The following is a 20,284-nucleotide window of genomic DNA, read 5'->3' as shown; positions in this document are numbered from 1 at the left end:
ATATGTGCACATGCGTGCGGCCGAGGATGTCGCGCACGAGTCGGCCGCCCAGTGCTGGCCCGAGCCGCCGACCGGACAGAAGTGACGTCTCGTCACAACGCAGGACGCGTGGCGCCGCTCACAGCTGGTTCGTGGGGCAGCTCACAGGCCGATATGTCTGGTGAAAGCGGGGTCGGAGGCGCTGTTACGCTGCTAGCCGTAAAGACATCCTTTAACGGACCGTCCGGTGAGGCGGGGAAGGAGGTCGGCATGGCCGTGCCCGGAGATCGGGCCGCCAAGTCCGGCGCTGCCGAGACGACGCAATCTCAGCGGCACACACCCGAATGGGTGGCGACGGGGCGGGAGCTGTTGTCGGCTTCCGACGTCGGCCGGACCATCGCGCGTATCGCGCACCAGATCATCGAGAAGACCGCGCTGGACTCCGACGAGGCCGGTTCGCCGCGTGTGGTGCTGATCGGTATCCCGACTCGCGGCACCACCCTGGCCGCCCGGCTGACCGACAAGATCGAGGAATTCTCCGGCGTCCGCCCGGCTCTCGGCTCGCTCGACATCACCCTCTACCGCGACGATCTGCGCAGTCGCCCGCACCGCCCGCTGGAGCGGACGTCGGTGCCCGACGGCGGCATCGAGGACGCGCTCGTGGTGCTCGTCGACGACGTGCTGTTCTCCGGCCGCACCGTGCGCTCGGCGCTGGACGGTTTGCGCGATCTCGGCCGCCCGCGATCGGTGCAGCTGGCCGTGCTCATCGACCGTGGCCACCGCGAACTGCCCATCCGCGCCGACTTCGTCGGCAAGAACGTGCCCACTTCGAGGGCGGAGGACATCTCGGTGCTGCTCACCGAACACGACGGCCGCGACGGGGTCTATCTGCACCAGGAGGCCGAGGCGTGAGACATCTGCTGAGCGTGACCGATCTGGACCGCGCCGCCGCGACCGAACTGCTCGACGAGGCCGAGCGCTTCGAGCAGGCGCTGCTCGGTCGCGAGGTACACAAGCTGCCGACCCTGCGCGGCCGCACCGTCATGACGGTGTTCTACGAGAACTCCACCCGCACCAGGGTGTCCTTCGAGGTCGCCGGGAAGTGGATGAGCGCCGACGTGATCAACGTCAGCGCGAGCAGTTCTTCGGTGTCGAAGGGCGAATCGCTGCGCGACACCGCGCTGACTCTGCACGCCGCGGGCGCCGACGCGCTCATCGTGCGTCACCCGGCCTCCGGCGCCGCGCACCAGATCGCGCACTGGATGGACGGGTGGGCCCGCGCCGAGGGCCGGGCCTCCGGTCCCGCGATCGTCAACGCGGGCGACGGCATGCACGAACATCCGACCCAGGCGCTGCTCGACGCGCTGACACTGCGCCAGCGCCTCGGCGACATCGAGGGCAAGCGGGTGGTGATCGTCGGCGACATCCTGCACAGCCGGGTCGCGCGTTCGAACGTCTTCCTGCTGAACACCCTCGGCGCCGAGGTTGTGCTCGTCGCGCCGCGCACGCTGCTGCCGATCGGCGTCGAAGCATGGCCCGCCCGGATCTCGCACCACCTGGACGCCGAACTGCCAGGCGCCGACGCGGTGCTCATGCTGCGCGTGCAGGCCGAGCGCATGAACGGCGGCTTCTTCCCTTCGGCGCGCGAGTACTCGGTGCGCTACGGGCTGTCCGAGCGCAGGCTCGCACTGCTCCCTGACCACGCGGTGGTCATGCACCCCGGCCCGATGCTGCGCGGTATGGAAATCGCCTCCGCGGTCGCGGACTCGCCGAAGGCCGCGATCCTGCAGCAGGTCACCAACGGCGTGCACCTGCGCATGGCGGTGCTGTTCCGGCTGCTGGTCGGTGCGCAGGAGGCGGTGGCATGAACGGGAACGACGAGCGGAAGGTGACGCCCGGCGTGAGCGGTCAGGGCTCGGAGGAGGCAGCTCGCGTAACCACGGAGAGCCCCCGCTCAGGCCGAAAGGAGTACAGCATGAGTGGGCTGTTGATCAAGGGGGCCTTGATCTACGGCGAGGGCGGGCCGGTCGACGTGTTCGTCGCCGACGGCGAGATCCGGCAGATCGGCACCGATCTGGGCATCGTCGACGCCGAGATCATCGACGCGAAGGGCCAGATCCTGCTGCCCGGTTTCGTCGACCTGCACACCCACCTGCGCGAACCGGGCCGCGAGGACACCGAGACCATCGAGACCGGCTCGGCCGCGGCCGCGCTCGGCGGCTACACCGCCGTGTTCGCCATGGCCAACACCAACCCGGTCGCCGACTCGGTGGTCGTCACCGACCACGTCTGGCGCCGCGGTCAGGAGGTCGGCCTCGTCGACGTGTTCCCGGTGGGCGCGGTGACGGTCGGCCTGGAGGGTAAGCAGCTCGCGGAGATGGGCACCATGGCCGCCGGGGTCGGCGCGGTGCGCATGTTCTCCGACGACGGCCACTGCGTCTACGACCCGCTGATCATGCGCCGCGCGCTGGAGTACTCGAACTCCCTCGGCGTGCTCATCGCCCAGCACGCGGAGGAGCCGCGGCTGACCAAGGGCGCGGTCGCGCACGAGGGCCCGACCGCGGCCCGGCTCGGTCTGGCGGGCTGGCCGCGCGCCGCCGAGGAATCGATCGTCGCCCGCGACGCGCTGCTCGCCAGGGACGCGGGCGCGCGCGTGCACATCTGCCACGCGTCCACGGCAGGCACCGTGGAATTGGTGAAATGGGCGAAATCCCAAGGCATTTCGATCACCGCCGAGGTGACGCCGCATCACCTGCTGCTCGACGACTCGCGGCTGGAGACCTACGACGCGGTCAACAAGGTCAACCCGCCGCTGCGCGAGTCCTCCGACGCCGCGGCGCTGCGGCAGGCGCTGGCCGATGGCGTCATCGACTGCGTGGCGACCGACCATGCCCCGCACGCCGAACAGGACAAATGCTGCGAATTCGCGGTGGCCCGTCCCGGTATGCTCGGGCTGGAGACCGCGCTGTCGATCATCGTGCAGACGATGGTGCGTCCGGGACTGCTGGATTGGCGCGGCGTCGCCCGCGTGATGAGCGAGCGTCCCGCGCAGATCGTCGGACTCGACGACCACGGCCGCCCCCTCGAGGTGGGCGAGCCGGCGAACCTCACCCTGGTCGACCCCGACGCCGCCTGGACGGTGCGCGCCGCCGAGCTGGCCAGTATCTCGAACAACACGCCGTTCGAGGCGATGACCTTCCCGGCCAAGGTGACGACGACGTTGCTGCGCGGCCGGGTGACCGCCCGCGACGGCAAGGCGGTCGGCTTGGGTACAGGAGGTTCTTGATGGAGAGAACGCTGTGGGTGGTCGGGTGCCTCGCGCTGTTCGCGCTGGGCCTCTGGCTGATGTACCTGGGCTGGCGCAACCGCGCGGCGCGTCAGCAGGCGCGAATCGGTGAACTGCCGCCGGTGCCCGCCGAGCTCGGCGCTCAGGTGCTGGAACCGACCACCGGGATGTATCTCGGCAGCACCATCGCGCCCAGCTGGCAGGACCGGATCGCGGTGGGCGACCTGGGTTTCCGCGCCACGGCGGAACTCACCCGGTTCGAGCGGGGAATTCTGCTCGAGCGCGACGGGGCCACGGTGATCTGGATTCCGCACGAATCCATCACGGCGGTGCGCACCGAACGCGGGCACGCGGGCAAAGTGATGACGGAAGATGGTGTGCTGGTAATTCGCTGGAAGCTGCCGACCGGAACCGAGATAGACACCGGTTTCCGAGGTGACGACAAGACGGTGTACCCGGCGTGGGCCAGGACGATGACGGGAGATGACAGAACGTGAACGAAGCGGCTGCGCTGGTGCTGGAGGACGGCCGGGTGTTCCGCGGCACCGCCTACGGCGCCGTGGGCGAGACGCTCGGCGAGGCGGTGTTCTGCACCGCGATGACCGGGTATCAGGAGACTCTGACCGATCCCAGCTACCACCGCCAGATCGTGGTGGCGGCGGCGCCTCAGATCGGCAACACCGGATGGAACGACGAGGACGACGAGTCCGCGAAGATCTGGGTCGCGGGCTACGTGGTGCGTGACCCCGCGCGGCGGGCGTCGAACTGGCGCGCGACCACCACGCTGCCCGACGCGATGCGGCGCCAAGACATCGTCGGCATCGCGGGCGTCGACACCCGTGCGCTGGTGCGCCACCTGCGCACCCGCGGCTCGATGAAGGCGGGCATCTTCTCCGGACCCGCCCTCGCCGACGCCGACACGCTGCTGGCCAGGGTCAACGGTCAGCCGTCCATGCTCGGCGCCGACCTGGCCGAGGAGGTGAGCACCGACTCGGTCTACACCATCGAACCGACCGGCGAGCGCCGCTTCACCGTCGTCGCCGTCGACCTCGGCATCAAGACCAACACCCCGCGCATGTTCGCCCAGCGCGGCATGCGCGTGCACGTGGTGCCCTCGACCGTCACCCTGGACCAGATCCGCGAGCTGAAGCCCGACGGCGTCTTCCTGTCCAACGGTCCCGGCGACCCGGCCACCCAGGACGGCGCGGTCGCGATCACCCAGGGCGTGCTGGAGCAGGGACTGCCGCTGTTCGGCATCTGCTTCGGCAACCAGATCCTGGGCCGGGCGCTCGGCCGCAAGACCTACAAGATGAAGTTCGGCCACCGCGGCATCAACGTCCCGGTCGTCGAGCACGAGACCGGGCGGATCTCGATCACCGCGCAGAACCACGGCTTCGCCCTCGAGGGCGAGCAGGGTGAGCAGTTCGACACCCCGTTCGGTAAGGCCGAGGTCAGCCACGTCTGCGCGAACGACGGCACCGTCGAGGGCGTGCGCCTGCTCGACGGCCGCGCGTTCTCCGTGCAGTACCACCCGGAGGCCGCCGCCGGTCCCCACGACGCCGCATATCTGTTCGACCGTTTCGCCGGTCTCATGGAAGGAGCCTGATGCCTCGCCGCGAGGATCTACACCACATCCTGGTGATCGGCTCGGGCCCGATCGTCATCGGCCAGGCCTGTGAATTCGACTATTCCGGCACGCAGGCGTGCCGGGTGCTCAGGTCGGAGGGCCTGCGCGTATCGCTGGTCAACTCCAACCCGGCGACGATCATGACCGACCCCGAGTTCGCCGACTCCACCTACGTCGAGCCGATCACGCCGGAGTTCGTCGAGAAGGTCATCGCGAAGGAGCGTCCCGACGCCATCCTGGCCACCCTCGGCGGGCAGACCGCGCTGAACACCGCCGTCGCGCTGCACGAGCGCGGCGTGCTGGAGAAGTACGACGTCGAGCTGATCGGCGCCGACTTCGACGCCATCCAGCGCGGCGAGGACCGGCAGAAGTTCAAGGACATCGTCGCCAAGGTCGGCGGCGAGAGCGCCCGCTCGCGGGTCTGCTTCACCATGGACGAGGTGCGCGAGACGGTCGCCGAGCTGGGCTTCCCCGTCGTCGTGCGGCCCTCCTTCACCATGGGCGGCCTCGGCTCCGGCATGGCGTACAACGACGAGGACCTCGACCGCATCGCGGGCGGCGGTCTGGCCGCCTCGCCGACCGCCAACGTCCTGATCGAGGAGTCCATCCTCGGCTGGAAGGAATACGAGCTCGAGCTCATGCGCGACGGCCGCGACAACGTCGTGGTGGTCTGCTCGATCGAGAACGTCGACCCGATGGGCGTGCACACCGGCGACTCGATGACCGTCGCCCCGGCGATGACGCTCACCGACCGCGAGTACCAGAAGCTGCGCGATCTCGGCATCGCCATCCTGCGCGAGGTCGGCGTCGACACCGGCGGCTGCAACATCCAGTTCGCGGTGAACCCGAGCGACGGCCGCCTGATCGTCATCGAGATGAACCCGCGCGTCTCGCGGTCCTCGGCGCTGGCCTCCAAGGCCACCGGCTTCCCGATCGCCAAGATCGCGGCCAAGCTGGCCATCGGCTACACGCTGGACGAGATCGTCAACGACATCACCAAGGAAACCCCGGCCTGCTTCGAGCCGACCCTGGACTACGTCGTGGTCAAGGCGCCGCGCTTCGCCTTCGAGAAGTTCCCCGGCGCCGACCCGACGCTGACCACCACCATGAAGTCGGTGGGCGAGGCCATGTCGCTCGGCCGCAACTTCTCCGAGGCGCTCGGCAAGGTGCTGCGCTCGCTGGAGACCAAGGCGACCGGCTTCTGGACCATGGACGACGGCAAGTGGGCCCCGGCCGACGGTGACGCGCAGGGCGCGATCGACAAGATCCTGGCGGATCTGCGCACGCCCATCGAGGGCCGCATCTACCAGGTCGAGCGCGCGCTGCGCTACGGCGCGAGCATCGAGGACGTGGCCGCTGCCTCCGGCATCGACCCGTGGTTCGTCGCCGAGGTCGCCGGGCTGGTCGAGCTGCGTCAGGAGATCCTCGACGCGCCCGTGCTGGACGAGCCCCTGCTGCGCCGCGCCAAGCACTACGGTCTGTCCGATCGTCAGCTCGCCGCGCTGCGGCCGGAGCTGGCGGGGGAGACCGGCGTGCGCGCGCTGCGCCACCGGCTCGGCGTGCGTCCGGTCTTCAAGACGGTCGACACCTGTGCCGCCGAGTTCGAGGCCAAGACCCCGTACCACTACTCGGCCTACGAGCTCGATCCCGCCGCGGAGTCCGAGGTGGCGCCGCAGCGCGAGCGCGAGAAGGTGATCATCCTCGGCTCCGGCCCGAACCGCATCGGCCAGGGCATCGAGTTCGACTACTCGTGCGTGCACGCGGCGCAGACGCTGTCGCAGGCCGGGTACGAGACGGTGATGGTCAACTGCAACCCGGAGACCGTCTCCACCGACTACGACACGGCCGACCGGCTCTACTTCGAGCCGCTCACCTTCGAAGACGTGCTCGAGGTCTACCACGCGGAAAGCGAGTCCGGCACCGTCGCGGGCGTCATCGTGCAGCTGGGCGGACAGACCCCGCTGAGCCTGGCGCAGCGGCTCACCGACGCCGGTGTCCCGGTCGTCGGCACCAGCGCGGCGGCCATCGACCTGGCCGAGGACCGCGGCGAGTTCGGTGACGTGCTCGTCGCGGCTGGGCTGCCCGCGCCGAAGTACGGCACCGCGACCACGGTCGAGCAGGCCAAGAAGATCGCCGCGGGCATCGGTTACCCGGTGCTGGTTCGCCCGTCCTACGTGCTCGGCGGGCGCGGCATGGAGATCGTCTACGACGAGAAATCCCTCGAGGGCTACATCTCCCGCGCCACCGAGCTGAACCCCGAGCACCCGGTGCTGGTCGACCGTTTCCTCGAGGACGCCATCGAGATCGACGTCGACGCGCTCTGCGACGGCGAGGAGGTCTACCTCGGCGGCGTGATGGAGCACATCGAGGAAGCGGGCATCCACTCCGGCGACTCGGCCTGCGCGCTGCCCCCGATCACCCTGGGCCGCAGCGACATCGAGGCGGTGCGCCGCTCGACGATCGCGCTGGCCAAGGGCATCGGCGTCAAGGGCCTGCTCAACGTGCAGTACGCGCTCAAGGACGACGTGCTCTACGTGCTCGAGGCCAACCCGAGGGCCAGCCGCACGGTTCCGTTCGTCTCCAAGGCCACCGCGGTGCCGCTGGCCAAGGCCTGCGCGCGAATCATGTTGGGCGCCACCATCGCCGAACTCCGCAAGGAGGGCATGCTGCCGAGCGAGGGCGACGGCGGACACGTCGCGCTCGACGCTCCGGTCGCGGTGAAGGAAGCGGTGCTGCCGTTCCATCGGTTCCGTCGCGCCGACGGCAGCGGCGTGGATTCGCTGCTCTCCCCGGAGATGAAGTCGACGGGCGAGGTGATGGGCATCGACGCCGATTTCGGCACCGCCTTCGCCAAGAGCCAGTCCGCGGCCTACGGCTCGCTGCCCACCGAGGGCACGGTCTTCGTCTCGATCGCCAACCGCGACAAGCGGGCCATGGTGTTCCCGGTGAAGCGGTTGCACGATCTGGGCTTCCGCATCCTGGCCACCGAGGGCACCGCGGAAATGTTGCGCCGCAACGGTATTCCGTGTGAGCAGGTGCGCAAGCACTCCGAGGACGGCAAGGCCGACGAGCCGACCATCGTGGAGCAGATCCGCGACGGCGAAGTCGACATGGTGTTCAACACCCCTTACGGCAACTCGGGCCCGCGCGTGGACGGCTACGAGATCCGCACCGCCGCGGTGGGCGTGAACATCCCGTGCATCACCACGGTGCAGGGCGCGGCCGCGGCCGTGCAGGGCATCGAGGCCAGCATCAACGGCGGTATCGGCGTGCGGTCCCTGCAGGAGCTGCACTCGTCGCTGCGCGGCTGAGGGTGTGGGCTGGTCGGCATGCAAGTTCCGGCGACGTCGGATAGGTGGATCGGAAGCACCGAACCCGACGTGACGGAGCATCTCGACCGGCCCCGCACGGAGCGAGTCTTACGAGCGACCGTTCGCGGCCGTCTCGCGGCCCGGCGATCGAAGCGCATGCGCGCAGCGCGAGTCTCGATCGCCGGGCCGCGAGACATGAAGGGCCGCGAACCAGCGCGCCCCGGCGCGCCGACAACACAGGAGATTCGATGAAAACGTTCGGTGCCAGGCTGCGGCACGCGATGCACCACTTCGGGCCGCTGTGCGTCGGCATCGATCCGCACCCGCAGCTGCTGTCGGCCTGGGGCCTGCCCGAGAGCGCCGAGGGTGTGGAGAAGTTCGCCGAGATCTGCGTCGAGGCGTTCGACGGCACCGTCGCGCTCGTCAAACCGCAGGTGGCGTTCTTCGAGGCCTACGGTTCGGCGGGCATCGCGGTGCTGGAACGCACCGTCGAGGTGCTGCGCGCGTCGGGGACGCTGGTGCTGGCCGACGCCAAACGCGGCGACATCGGCTCCACCATGGACGCCTACGCGCGCACCTGGCTCGGTGACGGGCCGCTCGGTTCGGACGCGGTGACGGTCTCGCCGTACCTGGGATTCGGTTCGCTCGCGCCCGCCTTGTCGCTGGCCGAGGCCAACCATCGCGGCGTCTTCGTGCTGGCCGCCACCTCCAATCCCGAAGGGGCGCAGGTGCAGCTGGCGCGCGGCGGGGACGGGCGAAGCATCGCGCAGACGATGGTGGACGAGGCGGCCGCGCGCAACGCGGGCGACGGCTTCGGATCGGTCGGCGTCGTCGTCGGCGCCACCCTCGCCGAGGCTCCCGACCTGTCCGCCCTGAACGGCCCGATCCTGATGCCGGGCGTCGGGGCGCAGGGCGGCGGACCCGAGTCGGTGCGCGAGCTGGTGCCCGAGTCGATGCTCGATGCGGTGGTGCCGAACGTCTCGCGCGAAGTGCTGCGCGAAGGGCCCTCGGTCTCGGCACTGCGTGCCAGGGTCGGCGCACTGCAGGAAGATTTCGCCTTCCTGCGACGCTGAATTCCGCGACGCCGGATTCTTCGCTCGAGTCATGTTGCGGCCCGCGGGCTCGGTACCGACCGAACCCGCGGGCCGCTTCGCGGTGTCTGGGGGCGATTCTGCGGGGTTTACAAGCATTCCGCGCGGGGAAACCCGGGTGACGTGTGGTGAATCGCGCAGACGGCGATTCAGCGGCACGCTGTGCCTGACAACTCGATCGCCTGCCCCGGACGTGGTGCGCCGGGGCTTTTCGTCGTTCGCGAGGGTGTTCGATCCCATTCGATGAGACACATGTTCGATCCGACACGCGGACGAATTGCGCGACACGCGGGAAATTTCCAGAAACTTCCTGGTCGGAAGCCTGCCCGATTGCTGACACGTCGAGATGCGTCACCGCAACTGCTCCGCTAACTCTGGAATGCTTCGAAAAAACGCTGGTAGCAGGGCGTTTCCGAGATTCGGCGGTACGATCACCGCAGCGCCCGGAGCGCGACGCGCATCCGGTCCGGCTCGCCCCTAGGGCATGCAGAATCATGCGCTGACCTGGGGGGTGAGTTCGCAATCGGCGGACGTCGTGGGTACGGTCGCTGAGACCGCGCGGGTTACCGGCGGTAGATCAAGCAATGAACGATGAGACGGAGGAACCGTGGCCCTTCCCCAGCTGACTGACGAGCAGCGCGCCGCTGCTTTGGAGAAGGCGGCTGCCGCTCGCCGCGCTCGGGCGGAGCTCAAGGAGCGCTTGAAGCGTGGCGGCACCGACCTGAAGAGCGTCCTCAAGGATGCCGAGACCGACGAGATCCTCGGCAAGATGAAGGTGTCGGCGCTGCTGGAGGCCCTGCCCAAGGTCGGCAAGGTCAAGGCGGCCGAGATCATGACCGAGCTGGAGATCGCCCCCACCCGCCGTCTGCGCGGACTCGGCGATCGGCAGCGCAAGGCGCTGCTCGCCCGCTTCGACTTCGACGCCTGACGACGAGGGTGGTCGAACACACGCGGAAGGGTCGGCTGGTAGTACTGGTCGGCCCCTCGGCCGTAGGCAAATCCACGGTCGTGCGGTGCGTGCGGGAACGCCTGCCCGAACTGGTCTTCAGTGTGTCGGCGACGACCCGGGCCCCGCGGCCCGGGGAGGTCGACGGACTCGACTACCGGTTCGTCTCCCGTGAGCAGTTCGACGCCATGATCGAGGCGGGCGAACTCCTGGAATGGGCGGACATCCACGGCGGCCTGCAGCGGTCGGGCACCCCGGCCGGGCCGGTGCGCGAGGCGATCGACGCGGGCATGCCCGTGCTCGTCGAGGTGGATCTCGAAGGCGCGCGCTCGGTGCGCCGGGCGATGCCGGACGCTCTTCTGGTCTTTCTGGCCCCGCCGAGCTGGGACGAACTGGTCTCCCGGCTCACCTCGCGCGGCACCGAATCGCCGGAAGTGATCGAGCGCAGGCTGCAGACCGCGAGAACCGAACTGGCGGCATGTGACGAGTTCGACATCGTCATCGTGAACGACGAGGTGACCAGCGCCTGTGAGCAGTTGGTATCGTTGTTCGTTAGCACAAATTCGAGGTAGTCGCCGAACACCCGCGTCCCGGTCCAGGCCGGGACAAGGGCGCTGACGTGGCGCGCTCGATTGCCCGCTGATTTTCCCAACGACAACCCGCAGGAGCCTCACCAGTGAGCGACACCAAGACCGCGCCCGCGTACGACACCCCGATCGGCCTGACCAACCCGCCGATCGACGAACTGCTCGAGCGCACGTCGTCCAAGTACGCGCTGGTCATCTACGCCGCCAAGCGGGCCCGCCAGATCAACGACTACTACAACCAGCTCGGCGACGGCATCCTCGAGTACGTCGGTCCGCTGGTCGAGCCGGGTCTGCAGGAGAAGCCGCTGTCGGTGGCCATGCGCGAGATCCACTCCGACCTGCTCGAGCACTCCGAGGGCGAGTAACCCGTCTCGCGTCCGCGCGTGATGCCGCAGTATCGAACCCCCCGCGTGGCCGGGGAAGAGCCCACGGAGGCGTAGTGACCACACGCATCGTCGTCGGTGTCAGCGGAGGGATCGCCGCCTACAAGGCCTGTGCGCTCGTCCGGCGTTTCACCGAGACCGGGCACGAGGTCAGGGTGATTCCCACCGAGTCGGCGCTGCAGTTCGTCGGCAAGGCGACCTTCGAGGCGCTGTCCGGGAACCCGGTGCACACCGACGTGTTCACGGACGTGCCCGAGGTCCCGCACGTTCGGTTGGGGCAGGAGGCCGACCTCGTGGTCATCGCCCCCGCCACCGCCGATCTGATCGCGCGCGCCGCGCACGGCCGCGCCGACGACCTGCTCACCGCCACACTGCTGACGGCGCGATGTCCGGTGCTCTTCGCGCCGGCGATGCACACCGAGATGTGGGAGCACCCGGCGACCGTGGCCAATGTCGAGACGCTGCGCAGGCACGGCGCGACGGTCATGGAGCCCGCCTCTGGGCGCCTCACCGGCACCGACACCGGCCCCGGCAGGCTGCCCGAGCCCGAGGAGATCTTCGGTCTGGCCGCCCTGCTCCTGGAGCGCGCCGACGCCATTCCGCGGGATCTGGCCGGCCGCCGCGTGGTGATCACCGCGGGCGGTACGCGGGAGCCGCTGGATCCGGTGCGTTTCCTCGGCAACCGCAGCTCGGGCAAGCAGGGCTACGCGCTGGCCAGGGTCGCCGCGCAGCGCGGCGCGCATGTCACGCTCATCGCGGGCAACACGATCGAGATGGCCGCGCCCGCGGCCGTCGACCTGGTGCACATCACCACCGCCGAACAGCTCAAGACCGCGGTGGAGAAGCACGCGGTCGGCGCCGACGCGGTGATCATGGCGGCGGCGGTGGCCGATTTCCGGCCGACCAACGTTGCCGCGGCCAAGATCAAGAAGGGCGCGGGCGAGCCGGACGTCATCCCGTTGACCAAGACCGACGACATCCTCGCCGGGCTGGTGCAGTCGCGGCGCGACGGTCAGCTGCCCGGCACAGCCATCGTCGGTTTCGCGGCCGAGACCGGCGATGAGCACGGCGACGTGCTCACCCACGCGCGCGCCAAGCTGGCCCGCAAGGGGTGCGACCTGCTCGTGGTCAACGCGGTCGGCGAGGGCAAGGCCTTCGAGGTCGACACCAACGACGGCTGGCTGCTCGGCGCCGACGGCACCGAACAGGCCCTCGACCACGGGTCGAAGGCGCTGCTCGCCAGCAGGGTGCTTGACGCGCTGAGTCCGCTGTTGCGCGCCAAGTAAGTTGGACGCGATCGAATTCCGTTGCCGCGCCGAACGATCGGATCGGGCCTCGGCTGTCGGCGTGGTGCGCGAATGTGCGCCGCGGCCGCCGCGGTCCCGGATAGTCTGAGACGGCGATAACCGGCGGATTCGCCGCGTCCAGGGTTTGGAATAGTCTGAGATGAAGGGTTGCGCGACGGCGGTATCGCATTACTGTCGCTGTGGCCATCCGATACGAGAAACCCGTTGAGGGAGAGGGAACAACTGTGCGCACGTCTGGCAGCCGCCTATTCACCAGTGAGTCCGTGACCGAGGGTCATCCGGACAAGATCTGTGACGCCATCAGCGATTCCATCCTCGACGCGTTGCTGGCGGAAGACCCGCGCAGCCGGGTCGCCGTGGAGACGCTCGTCACCACCGGTCAGGTCCACGTCGCGGGCGAGGTCACCACCTCCGCCTACGCCGACATCCCGCGCATCGTCCGCGAGAAGGTCCTCGAGATCGGATACGACTCGTCCGCAAAGGGTTTCGACGGCAACTCGTGCGGCGTCAACATCGCCATCGGCGCCCAGTCGCCGGACATCGCGCAGGGCGTCGACACCTCGCACGAGGCGCGCGTCGGCGGCACCGACGACGAGATCGCCAAGCAGGGCGCGGGCGACCAGGGCCTGATGTTCGGCTACGCCAACACCGACACCCCCGAGCTGATGCCGCTGCCGATCGCGCTCGCGCACCGGCTCTCGCGGCGGCTGACCGAGGTCCGCAAGTCCGGCGTGCTGCCCTACCTGCGTCCCGACGGCAAGACCCAGGTCACCATCGAATACGACGGTCACCGGCCGGTTCGCCTGGACACGGTGGTCATCTCGACCCAGCACGCGGCCGACATCGACCTGGACAACCTGCTCACCCCTGACATCAGGGAGAAGGTTCTCGACTCGGTGCTCGCCGACCTGAACCTCCCCGCCCTCGACACCGCCGACGTCCGGCTGCTGGTCAACCCGACCGGCAAGTTCGTGCTCGGCGGCCCGATGGGCGACGCGGGCCTGACCGGCCGCAAGATCATCGTCGACACCTACGGCGGCATGGCGCGGCACGGCGGCGGCGCGTTCTCCGGCAAGGACCCGTCGAAGGTCGACCGCTCGGCCGCGTACGCCATGCGCTGGGTCGCCAAGAACGTGGTCGCCGCGGGCCTGGCCGACCGGGTCGAGGTGCAGGTCGCCTACGCCATCGGCAAGGCGGCGCCGGTCGGTCTGTTCGTCGAGACCTTCGGCACCGAGAAGGTCGACCCGCAGCGCATCTCGAGCGCCATCACCGAAGTCTTCGACCTGCGTCCGGGCGCCATCATCCGCGACCTGGACCTGCTGCGCCCGATCTACGCGCCGACCGCGGCCTACGGCCACTTCGGCCGCACCGATGTCGATCTGCCCTGGGAGCACACCGACCGCGCCGACAAGCTGCGCGCGGCCGCCGGTCTGTAGGCCGACCGGGTCCGAGTGAACCGACCCACGGCGGGCCTGTCCGCCACCCCCGCGGATGATGTGTCCGTGGGAACGACGACAACAGCGGAAGCACCCGCGCGACCCATCGCGCGGGTGCTTCCGCTGTTGACGCCCGCGCACCTGGACCGCGATTTCGACTACCTGGTGCCCCCTGAACTCGACGAGATCGCCCAACCGGGCGTGCGGGTGCGGGTGCGCTTCGCCGGCCGTCTCGTCGACGGCTACCTGCTCGCCCGCCTCACCCACAGCGAGCACGGCGGCAAACTCGTCAAGCTCGAGCGCGTCGTCTCGTCGGAACGAGTCCTCACGCCCGAGATCCTGCGCCTGGCGACCGCCATCGCCGCCCGTTACGCGGGCACCCGCGCCGATGTCCTGCGCTTGGCCATCCCGCCACGGCACGCGCGGACGGAGAACGGGGGGACCAAGAAGACGGCTGCCGCCGATCCCGCGCCGGAGGAGTCGTCCGCGGGCGAAACAACCGATTCGCCCTCGCGGGCCGTCTCCGATCCAGAACTCGCGCAGCAGGATGCGCTCGGACCCGATACGGGCAGTGCGCCGGTACGAATCGCCGAAAACGGCTCTGTGCCAGACGATTCGTCCGCAGTCGAACAGGCGACCGATGTCCCCGTGACTGCGATATTTGATTCGAAACCCATGCGGCAGAAAGCTTTACGTCCCGACACGGACAGCGCATCGATGCGAATCGCCGAAAACAGCTCTGTACCAGACGATTCGTCCGCAGTCGAACAGGCGACCGATGCCCCCGTGACCGGTGTCGTCGATTCAAAGCCTCTGCGGCAGAACGTTCCGGGTCCCGACGTCGACGGCGCGTCGACGCGGGGTACCGAAAGCGGCTCTGTATCAGACGATTCGATCGGCCGTCTGGAGACGTTCGATTCGGCGCGAGTGGCCGCGCACGCTTCCGCCATAGGGCAGTTCCGAGGTACCGCCGACGAGAACGATTCTCGGGCATCCCTCGCCGTCCCGCCAGGGATCGATGCCGACCATCGCGCACTCGACGAATCCGGCGCCGACGCGCCTGTCGATATCGCCGTCGACGGCACGAGTGACGACTCCATCCCGAACCCCTTGTCCGACAGGGCATCCGAGCTGGCCGAGCCGTCCTTCGACACCGCGCCATGGGAGCGTTACCTCCACGGTGGTGCGTTCCTCGCGGCGCTGGGCCAAGGCAAAGGGGTACGCGCGGCGTGGCAGGCGATGCCAGGGGAGGACTGGGCGCGACGGCTCGCCGAGCTGGCCGCGACCGTGGTCGCCGCGGGGCGCAGTGCGATACTGATGGTGCCCGACCAGCGGGATCTGGCTCGCGTGCTCGCGGAATGCGTTCGGCTGGTGGGTGATTCGGCCGTCGGGTTGACGGCCGGGTTGGGACCCGCCGCGCGATACCGGCGGTGGCTCGCGGTGTTGCGCGGCAGTGCGCGGGTCGTGGTCGGCACGCGCAGCGCCGTGTTCGCGCCCGCCGCGAATCTGGGTCTCATCGCGATCTGGGACGACGGCGACGACACCTACGCAGAACCCCGCGCCCCCTACCCGCACGCCAGGGAGGTGTCGATGCTGCGGGTGCACGAGACCGGGGCGGCGTTCGTCGCGGCGGGCTTCGCCCGCACCGCGGAGATCCAGGCGGTGGTCGATTCCGGCTGGGCGCACGACCTCGTCGCCGATCGCTCGGTGCTGCGCAAGGCCGCGCCCCGGATCAGCGCTCCCGGCGACAGCGATATCGCGCTGGAGCGCGATCCGGTGGCGCGGGCCGTCCGCATCCCCGCCGTGGCGTTCGCGGCCGCGCGGGCGGCACTGAAGGAGGGCGCCGCGGTGCTGGTGCAGGTGCCGCGCCGCGGTTACGTCCCCGCGCTGGCCTGCGCGAAGTGCCGCACGCCCGCGCGGTGCAGGCATTGCAACGGGCCGCTGGCGCTCCCGGAAGGCACCGGCGACCGCGCCGAGGCCCACAGCCCGAGCTGTCGCTGGTGCGGCATCACCGAAACCGCCTTCCGCTGTCCGGCCTGCGCCTCCCGCGCCTTGCGCGCCGTGGTGATCGGCGCCGCGCGCACCGCAGAGGAACTGGGCCGCGCCTTCCCAAGCGTGCCGATCCGCGGTTCCGGCGGCGGCACGGTGCTGGACACCGTCGAACCGGGACCGCAGGTGATCGTCTCCACCGTCGGCGCGGAACCGGTGGTGCGCGGCGGATACGGTGTCGCCCTCCTGCTCGACGGCTGGGCGCTGCTGAGTCGCGCGGATCTGCGGGCCGCCGAGGACGCGCTGCGGCGCTGGATGTCGGCCGCCGCGCTGGTGCGCCCGCACGGTCAGGTCGTGGTGATGGCCGAACCGTCCCTGCCGACCGTGCAGGCACTGGTGCGCTGGGACCCGCTCGGGCACGCACGCGCCGAAGTCGACGCACGCGCCGAGGTCGGTTTCCCGCCCGCGGTCCGGCTGGCCGCGGTGGACGGCGCTACTGATGCCATCGACGAATTGCTCTCCGCCGCCGACCTTCCCGCCGACGTGGAAGTGCTCGGTCCGGTCCCGTTGCCTGCCACCGCCCGCAAACCGTTCGCCGGTGACTCCCCCGCCGAAGTCGAACGCATGCTGCTGCGCGTCCCCCGCCGCTCGGGGGCCGCCCTCTCCCGCGCACTCACCGCCGCACAAGCCGTCCGCAGCACCCACCGCTCCGACGCCCCTCTTCGCGTCCAGATCGACCCGATCGACATCGGCTGATCGTTCTGACGCGCGGACCACGTCCGCGCCTGCGGACAGACGGTGTCGAAGGGGCCCGCACGATCCGGCCCCTCGACTCCCTTCGATCCCTATACCCTCAGGCGAAGACGGCCCGATTCCGTTCGGCCCATTCGGCATACGTGCCCGCCGGTCGGCCCAGCACCTCCTCGATGTCCGGGCTGACCAGCAGCTCGCCGGGCGTGGGTGCGCCCAGAATCTCCAGCGTGTGGTCGGCGACCGCTTCCGGCATGAAGCGCAGCATGCCCTCGCGCGCCTGCGCGGGCGTGAGCTCGACGAAGCGGACCTCGGTGCCGAGTGCGGCGCCGAGCGCAGCGGCTTGCTCGCGCGGGGTGCTGAGCACGGGTCCGGTCAGGGTGTAGATCCGTCCGGCGTGCCCGTCTTCGCGGAGCGCCGCGGCGGCGACGGCCGCGATGTCGTCCGGGTCCACCGACGGCAGGCCGACCGATCCAAAGGGCGCGGCGACGACGCTCTCGGTCCGCACCGACTCGGCCCACGCGTAGGTATTGCTGAAGAAGCCGCCCGGCCGCAGGATGGTCCATTCCAGGTCCGACGCGCGAAGTGCCTTCTCGTAGGCGCGGAGTCGGTCGTAGCCCGCGGCTTCCGGCCGGGTCTGCGTACCGACCGAGGACACGAAGACCACGCGCCGCACGCCCGCGCCCGCGACCGCGCCGAGGACTTCCTCCGGTTCCGGTCCCGTCATCAATTGCTCGCCGCTGAGCAGCAGGAACAGCGACTTCGCGCCCGCGAGAGCGGGGGAGAGGCTCGCGGGATCCCCGAGATCGGCCGCGACACCGAGGACTCCTTCGGGCAGCTCGACGCCGCCGATACCGCGCGAAACGGCCGTCACCTGGGCGCCCGCCGCCGCGAGCAGCGGTACGAGCGAGCGTCCGATATTGCCGGTCGCCCCGGTCACCACGATCATGTGCACTCCTAGTTAGTTGGCTGACTAAAACGAACCTAGCCGAGGATCGCCCGGCTGTCTATAGTTAGTTGTGTGACTAACTCAGTCGAGAAGGCGGGCAAGCGCGAGCGGTTGGTCGAGGCGGCGGTGCGCGAGTTCTACGAGCGGGGCATCGAGAAGACCACGATCGCCGATATCGCGCGCACCGCCGAGGTGCCCGTTGGCAATGTGTACTACTACTTCAAGACCAAAGATCAGCTGCTCGAGGCTGTCATCGGCGCGCACGCGCGCGGGCTGGACGAGCTGATCGCGGCTCTGGACGGCCTCGCGGCGCCCCGGGGGCGGCTGAAGGCGCTGGTTCAGGGCTGGGTCGACGAGCGGGAGGCGGCCGTCCGGTACGGCTGTCCCTTCGGCTCCCTCACCGCCGAACTGCACAAGCGTCCCGATCCGCTGGAGGGGCGGGCCGCCGAGGTGATGCGGACGCTGGTGGACTGGGCCGAGCGGCAGTTCGCGGAAATCGGCCGCGCCGACGCGCGCGAGCTCGCGGTAGCGCTCATTGCCTCGTATCAGGGAATTTCCGTGCTGACCAATACCTTTCGTGATCCCGAGCTGATGGCCGCGGAAGGTAGGAGGCTCCAGGCCTGGATCGATTCGCTGTAGTGACGCGCGCATCGGGCGCGCCCGTGCGCCATGTGGTGCCGGGCGCGCCCGAGTCGTTTCGCGGGGGTGGGAATGCTTCGAAACACTCTTGCGTTCGATGCATTGCCGATATATCGTCGATAGCGTGAAGCGAACACGAGAGCCCGAGGAGGCTTCTATGGAGAACATCGAGAACATGCAGAGCGGGGACTTCGGCCGCGGCGGCCGCTGGCGGAAGCCGGGTCGCGGAGAGTTCGGCCCCGATCGCCGGCATCACCGGCGCGGCGTGAGGCACGGCTTCGGTCCCGAGTTCGGGCCGGGCTTCGGCCCTGGTTTCGGGCCCGGCTACGGCCCGCACTTCGGTCGTGGTCGCGGTCGCGGCGGCCGCGGCAGGCGCGGCGATGTGCGCGCCGCCGTGCTGCTGCTGCTCACCGAGCGGCCGATGCACGGCTACGAACTGATCCAGCAGATCCGCGAACGCAGCGACGACGTCTGGCGGCCGAGCCCCGGATCGATCTACCCCGCGCTGGCGCAACTGGAGGACGAGGGCCTGGTGCTCATCGAGAAGGTCGCCGGGCGCAAGACCGCCAAGCTGACCGAGGCGGGTACCGAGTACGTCACCGCGCACCGCGACGAGCTCGGCGATCCATGGGCCGAGGTCAAGGCGGACGTCGGCGCACAGGCCATCGACCTACGCGGTCTGGTCGGTCAGGTGATGGGCGCGGTGGCTCAGGTGGCCGCGGTCGGCACCCCGGAACAGGCGGCGAAGGCGGCGGAGATTCTCAACGACACCCGCCGTTCGCTCTATCGCATCCTCGCCGAGGACGATGCGGAAAAGTAATGCTACCGAATAGTAATGATCACGAAATGGCCCGTGGGCGTGCGATTTTCGAGCCGATGGGGTAGATCATTGTGATATGGAACAGCCGTATGGTTCGTGGGGTTGGGGTAGATCACAGTTGGGTCGCGTCGCTATGGCGTGCGCGCTCGCGGCAGGGGCGTTGATCGGTGCTGGTGGTCTGACGACCGCCGCCGCCGATCCGGCCGACATCGCCGAACCGGCCGTCGTCCGTCCGCCCGACGTGCCGACCGAGGGCGCGCCGCCGCAGCCCGACCACCTCGCCGCCGCGCGGCATCTGAGGGAGCACAAGAACGCTACGCCGATGGGCACCAACGACTTCGGCTGCCGTCCCACGGCCGCCCACCCCCGGCCGGTGGTGCTCGCGCACGGCACCGACTCCACCGCCTATTCCGACTGGTCGGCCATCGGACCTCAGCTGGTCGCGGCGGGATTCTGCGTCTTCGCGCCGAACTACGGCGGCGCGCCCGGCGCGGACACCTACGGCACCGAGGACCTGCGAGCCAGCGCCTACCAGATCGGCCAGTTCGTCGACCTCGTGCTCGACTCGACCGGCGCGGCGGAGGTGGATCTCGTCGGGTTCTCCCAGGGCGCCAACGTGACGCGGTACTACACCAACAAGCTGGGCGGGGCGGCCAAGGTGGGCAAGTGGGTCGGCGTGGCCTCGCCGACCTACGGCGGCGTGATGTACGGGCTGGTGCCGGTGGCGCAGGTGATTCCGGGTGCGCTGGACGTCTTCGCGAAGGTCACCTCGACCGCGGCGGTGCAGCAGGCGCAAGGTTCGCCGATCATGCTCGAACTCAACGCGGGCGGCGACACCGTGCCCGGGGTGCGCTACGTGACCATCGGCAGCCGGGTCGACGAGATGATCCAGCCGTTCAGCAATATCGCGTTGCGCGGGCCGGGCGCGGAGAACCTCGTCGTGCAGGACTTGTGCCCGGACAACCTCACCGGCCACTTCCACATGGTCTACGACCCGTTCGTGCAGGAGTTGGTGCTGCAGGCGCTCGATCCCGAGCACGCCCCCACGCCGACCTGTGAGCCGGTCGCGCTCGGTACCGGCATCCCACAGGTGATCATCGCGGGCAATTCCTGATCGAAGCTGCCGGGCGGGGGGAGCCGCCCGGCAGTGGGTGAAGCGGGGCGGACGGGGTGCGAATCCCGTC

Annotated in this window: 17 protein-coding genes; 16 read left to right on the top strand and 1 reads right to left on the bottom strand. The window is 69.6% G+C overall.

From position 1 onward, the window contains the following. The first annotated feature begins 249 nt into the window (after nucleotides 1-249). The 13 genes from pyrR to NX1_RS38195 all read left to right on the top strand — a co-directional run bounded on the left by pyrR (nucleotide 250) and on the right by NX1_RS38195 (nucleotide 16,698). Nucleotides 250-891, top strand: coding sequence for a bifunctional pyr operon transcriptional regulator/uracil phosphoribosyltransferase PyrR (gene pyrR / locus NX1_RS29465; protein WP_068066497.1), 642 nt, complete (start codon nucleotides 250-252; stop codon nucleotides 889-891). Continuing rightward, complete coding sequence (locus NX1_RS29460; protein ID WP_068066494.1) at nucleotides 888-1,847, top strand: aspartate carbamoyltransferase catalytic subunit; 960 nt, start codon at nucleotides 888-890, stop codon at nucleotides 1,845-1,847. The genes pyrR and NX1_RS29460 overlap by 4 nt, the downstream gene beginning before the upstream one ends. A gap of 107 nt (nucleotides 1,848-1,954) precedes the next feature. Continuing rightward, nucleotides 1,955-3,265, top strand: a complete 1,311-nt coding sequence (locus NX1_RS29455; protein WP_068066491.1) for a dihydroorotase — start codon at nucleotides 1,955-1,957, stop codon at nucleotides 3,263-3,265. After that, a complete protein-coding gene (locus tag NX1_RS29450; protein ID WP_068066488.1) occupies nucleotides 3,265-3,762 on the top strand; it encodes a PH-like domain-containing protein in 498 nt (165 codons plus the stop codon). The genes NX1_RS29455 and NX1_RS29450 overlap by 1 nt, the downstream gene beginning before the upstream one ends. Continuing rightward, the gene (gene carA / locus NX1_RS29445) at nucleotides 3,759-4,871 is read left to right on the top strand and encodes a glutamine-hydrolyzing carbamoyl-phosphate synthase small subunit (protein WP_068066485.1); all 1,113 of its coding nucleotides are present in this window, start codon (nucleotides 3,759-3,761) and stop codon (nucleotides 4,869-4,871) included. The genes NX1_RS29450 and carA overlap by 4 nt, the downstream gene beginning before the upstream one ends. Then, on the top strand, nucleotides 4,871-8,203 hold the full coding sequence (gene carB / locus NX1_RS29440) for a carbamoyl-phosphate synthase large subunit (RefSeq protein WP_068066482.1): 3,333 nt from the start codon (nucleotides 4,871-4,873) through the stop codon (nucleotides 8,201-8,203). Before carA ends, carB begins: the two co-directional genes overlap by 1 nt. A 248-nt stretch (nucleotides 8,204-8,451) precedes the next feature. Further along, the gene (pyrF, locus tag NX1_RS29435; protein WP_068066479.1) at nucleotides 8,452-9,276 is read left to right on the top strand and encodes an orotidine-5'-phosphate decarboxylase; all 825 of its coding nucleotides are present in this window, start codon (nucleotides 8,452-8,454) and stop codon (nucleotides 9,274-9,276) included. 625 nt (nucleotides 9,277-9,901) lie between these two features. Further along, nucleotides 9,902-10,222: an integration host factor, actinobacterial type gene (gene mihF, locus NX1_RS29430; RefSeq protein WP_040708330.1), complete on the top strand. Its 321-nt coding sequence runs from the start codon at nucleotides 9,902-9,904 to the stop codon at nucleotides 10,220-10,222. Nucleotides 10,223-10,230: 8 nt separating this feature from the next. Then, nucleotides 10,231-10,812: a guanylate kinase gene (gmk, locus tag NX1_RS29425; protein ID WP_068066476.1), complete on the top strand. Its 582-nt coding sequence runs from the start codon at nucleotides 10,231-10,233 to the stop codon at nucleotides 10,810-10,812. Between the two features lie 104 nt (nucleotides 10,813-10,916). Further along, nucleotides 10,917-11,192, top strand: a complete 276-nt coding sequence (gene rpoZ, locus NX1_RS29420; protein WP_068066473.1) for a DNA-directed RNA polymerase subunit omega — start codon at nucleotides 10,917-10,919, stop codon at nucleotides 11,190-11,192. Between the two features lie 74 nt (nucleotides 11,193-11,266). After that, complete coding sequence (gene coaBC, locus NX1_RS29415; RefSeq protein WP_068066470.1) at nucleotides 11,267-12,496, top strand: bifunctional phosphopantothenoylcysteine decarboxylase/phosphopantothenate--cysteine ligase CoaBC; 1,230 nt, start codon at nucleotides 11,267-11,269, stop codon at nucleotides 12,494-12,496. Nucleotides 12,497-12,741: 245 nt separating this feature from the next. Next, on the top strand, nucleotides 12,742-13,953 hold the full coding sequence (gene metK, locus NX1_RS29410) for a methionine adenosyltransferase (protein ID WP_068066467.1): 1,212 nt from the start codon (nucleotides 12,742-12,744) through the stop codon (nucleotides 13,951-13,953). A 66-nt stretch (nucleotides 13,954-14,019) separates the two neighbouring features. Continuing rightward, on the top strand, nucleotides 14,020-16,698 hold the full coding sequence (locus tag NX1_RS38195) for a primosomal protein N' (protein ID WP_245668723.1): 2,679 nt from the start codon (nucleotides 14,020-14,022) through the stop codon (nucleotides 16,696-16,698). A 97-nt stretch (nucleotides 16,699-16,795) separates the two neighbouring features. Here the strand turns inward: NX1_RS38195 and NX1_RS29400 are convergent, their stop codons facing one another. After that, a complete protein-coding gene (locus NX1_RS29400; protein WP_068066464.1) occupies nucleotides 16,796-17,641 on the bottom strand; it encodes an NAD(P)H-binding protein in 846 nt (281 codons plus the stop codon). A gap of 72 nt (nucleotides 17,642-17,713) precedes the next feature. Between NX1_RS29400 and NX1_RS29395 the strand changes: the two genes are divergently transcribed. From NX1_RS29395 to NX1_RS29385, 3 genes are all read left to right on the top strand, one after another. Beyond that, nucleotides 17,714-18,280, top strand: coding sequence for a TetR/AcrR family transcriptional regulator (locus NX1_RS29395; RefSeq protein WP_068066461.1), 567 nt, complete (start codon nucleotides 17,714-17,716; stop codon nucleotides 18,278-18,280). Nucleotides 18,281-18,437: 157 nt separating this feature from the next. Then, complete coding sequence (locus NX1_RS29390; protein WP_068066458.1) at nucleotides 18,438-19,100, top strand: PadR family transcriptional regulator; 663 nt, start codon at nucleotides 18,438-18,440, stop codon at nucleotides 19,098-19,100. 76 nt (nucleotides 19,101-19,176) lie between these two features. After that, nucleotides 19,177-20,214, top strand: coding sequence for an esterase/lipase family protein (locus NX1_RS29385; protein WP_245668722.1), 1,038 nt, complete (start codon nucleotides 19,177-19,179; stop codon nucleotides 20,212-20,214). Nucleotides 20,215-20,284 lie beyond the last annotated feature (70 nt).

The sequence above is a fragment of the Nocardia xishanensis NBRC 101358 genome (assembly GCF_001613365.1).
In the GTDB taxonomy this organism is placed as follows: Bacteria; Actinomycetota; Actinomycetes; order Mycobacteriales; family Mycobacteriaceae; genus Nocardia; species Nocardia xishanensis.
This window is presented reverse-complemented; position numbering and strand designations above follow the sequence as displayed.

Bases quoted from the DNA above. Each gene is read 5' to 3' on its own strand.
- NX1_RS29450 (WP_068066488.1), top strand. From the start codon at position 3,265: ATGGAGAGAACGCTGTGGGTGGTCGGGTGCCTCGCGCTGTTCGCGCTG.
- NX1_RS29455 (WP_068066491.1), top strand. From the start codon at position 1,955: ATGAGTGGGCTGTTGATCAAGGGGGCCTTGATCTACGGCGAGGGCGGG.
- pyrR (WP_068066497.1), top strand. From the start codon at position 250: ATGGCCGTGCCCGGAGATCGGGCCGCCAAGTCCGGCGCTGCCGAGACG.
- pyrF (WP_068066479.1), top strand. From the start codon at position 8,452: ATGAAAACGTTCGGTGCCAGGCTGCGGCACGCGATGCACCACTTCGGG.
- NX1_RS29385 (WP_245668722.1), top strand. From the start codon at position 19,177: ATGGAACAGCCGTATGGTTCGTGGGGTTGGGGTAGATCACAGTTGGGT.
- NX1_RS29400 (WP_068066464.1), bottom strand. From the start codon at position 17,641: ATGATCGTGGTGACCGGGGCGACCGGCAATATCGGACGCTCGCTCGTA.
- NX1_RS29390 (WP_068066458.1), top strand. From the start codon at position 18,438: ATGGAGAACATCGAGAACATGCAGAGCGGGGACTTCGGCCGCGGCGGC.
- carB (WP_068066482.1), top strand. From the start codon at position 4,871: ATGCCTCGCCGCGAGGATCTACACCACATCCTGGTGATCGGCTCGGGC.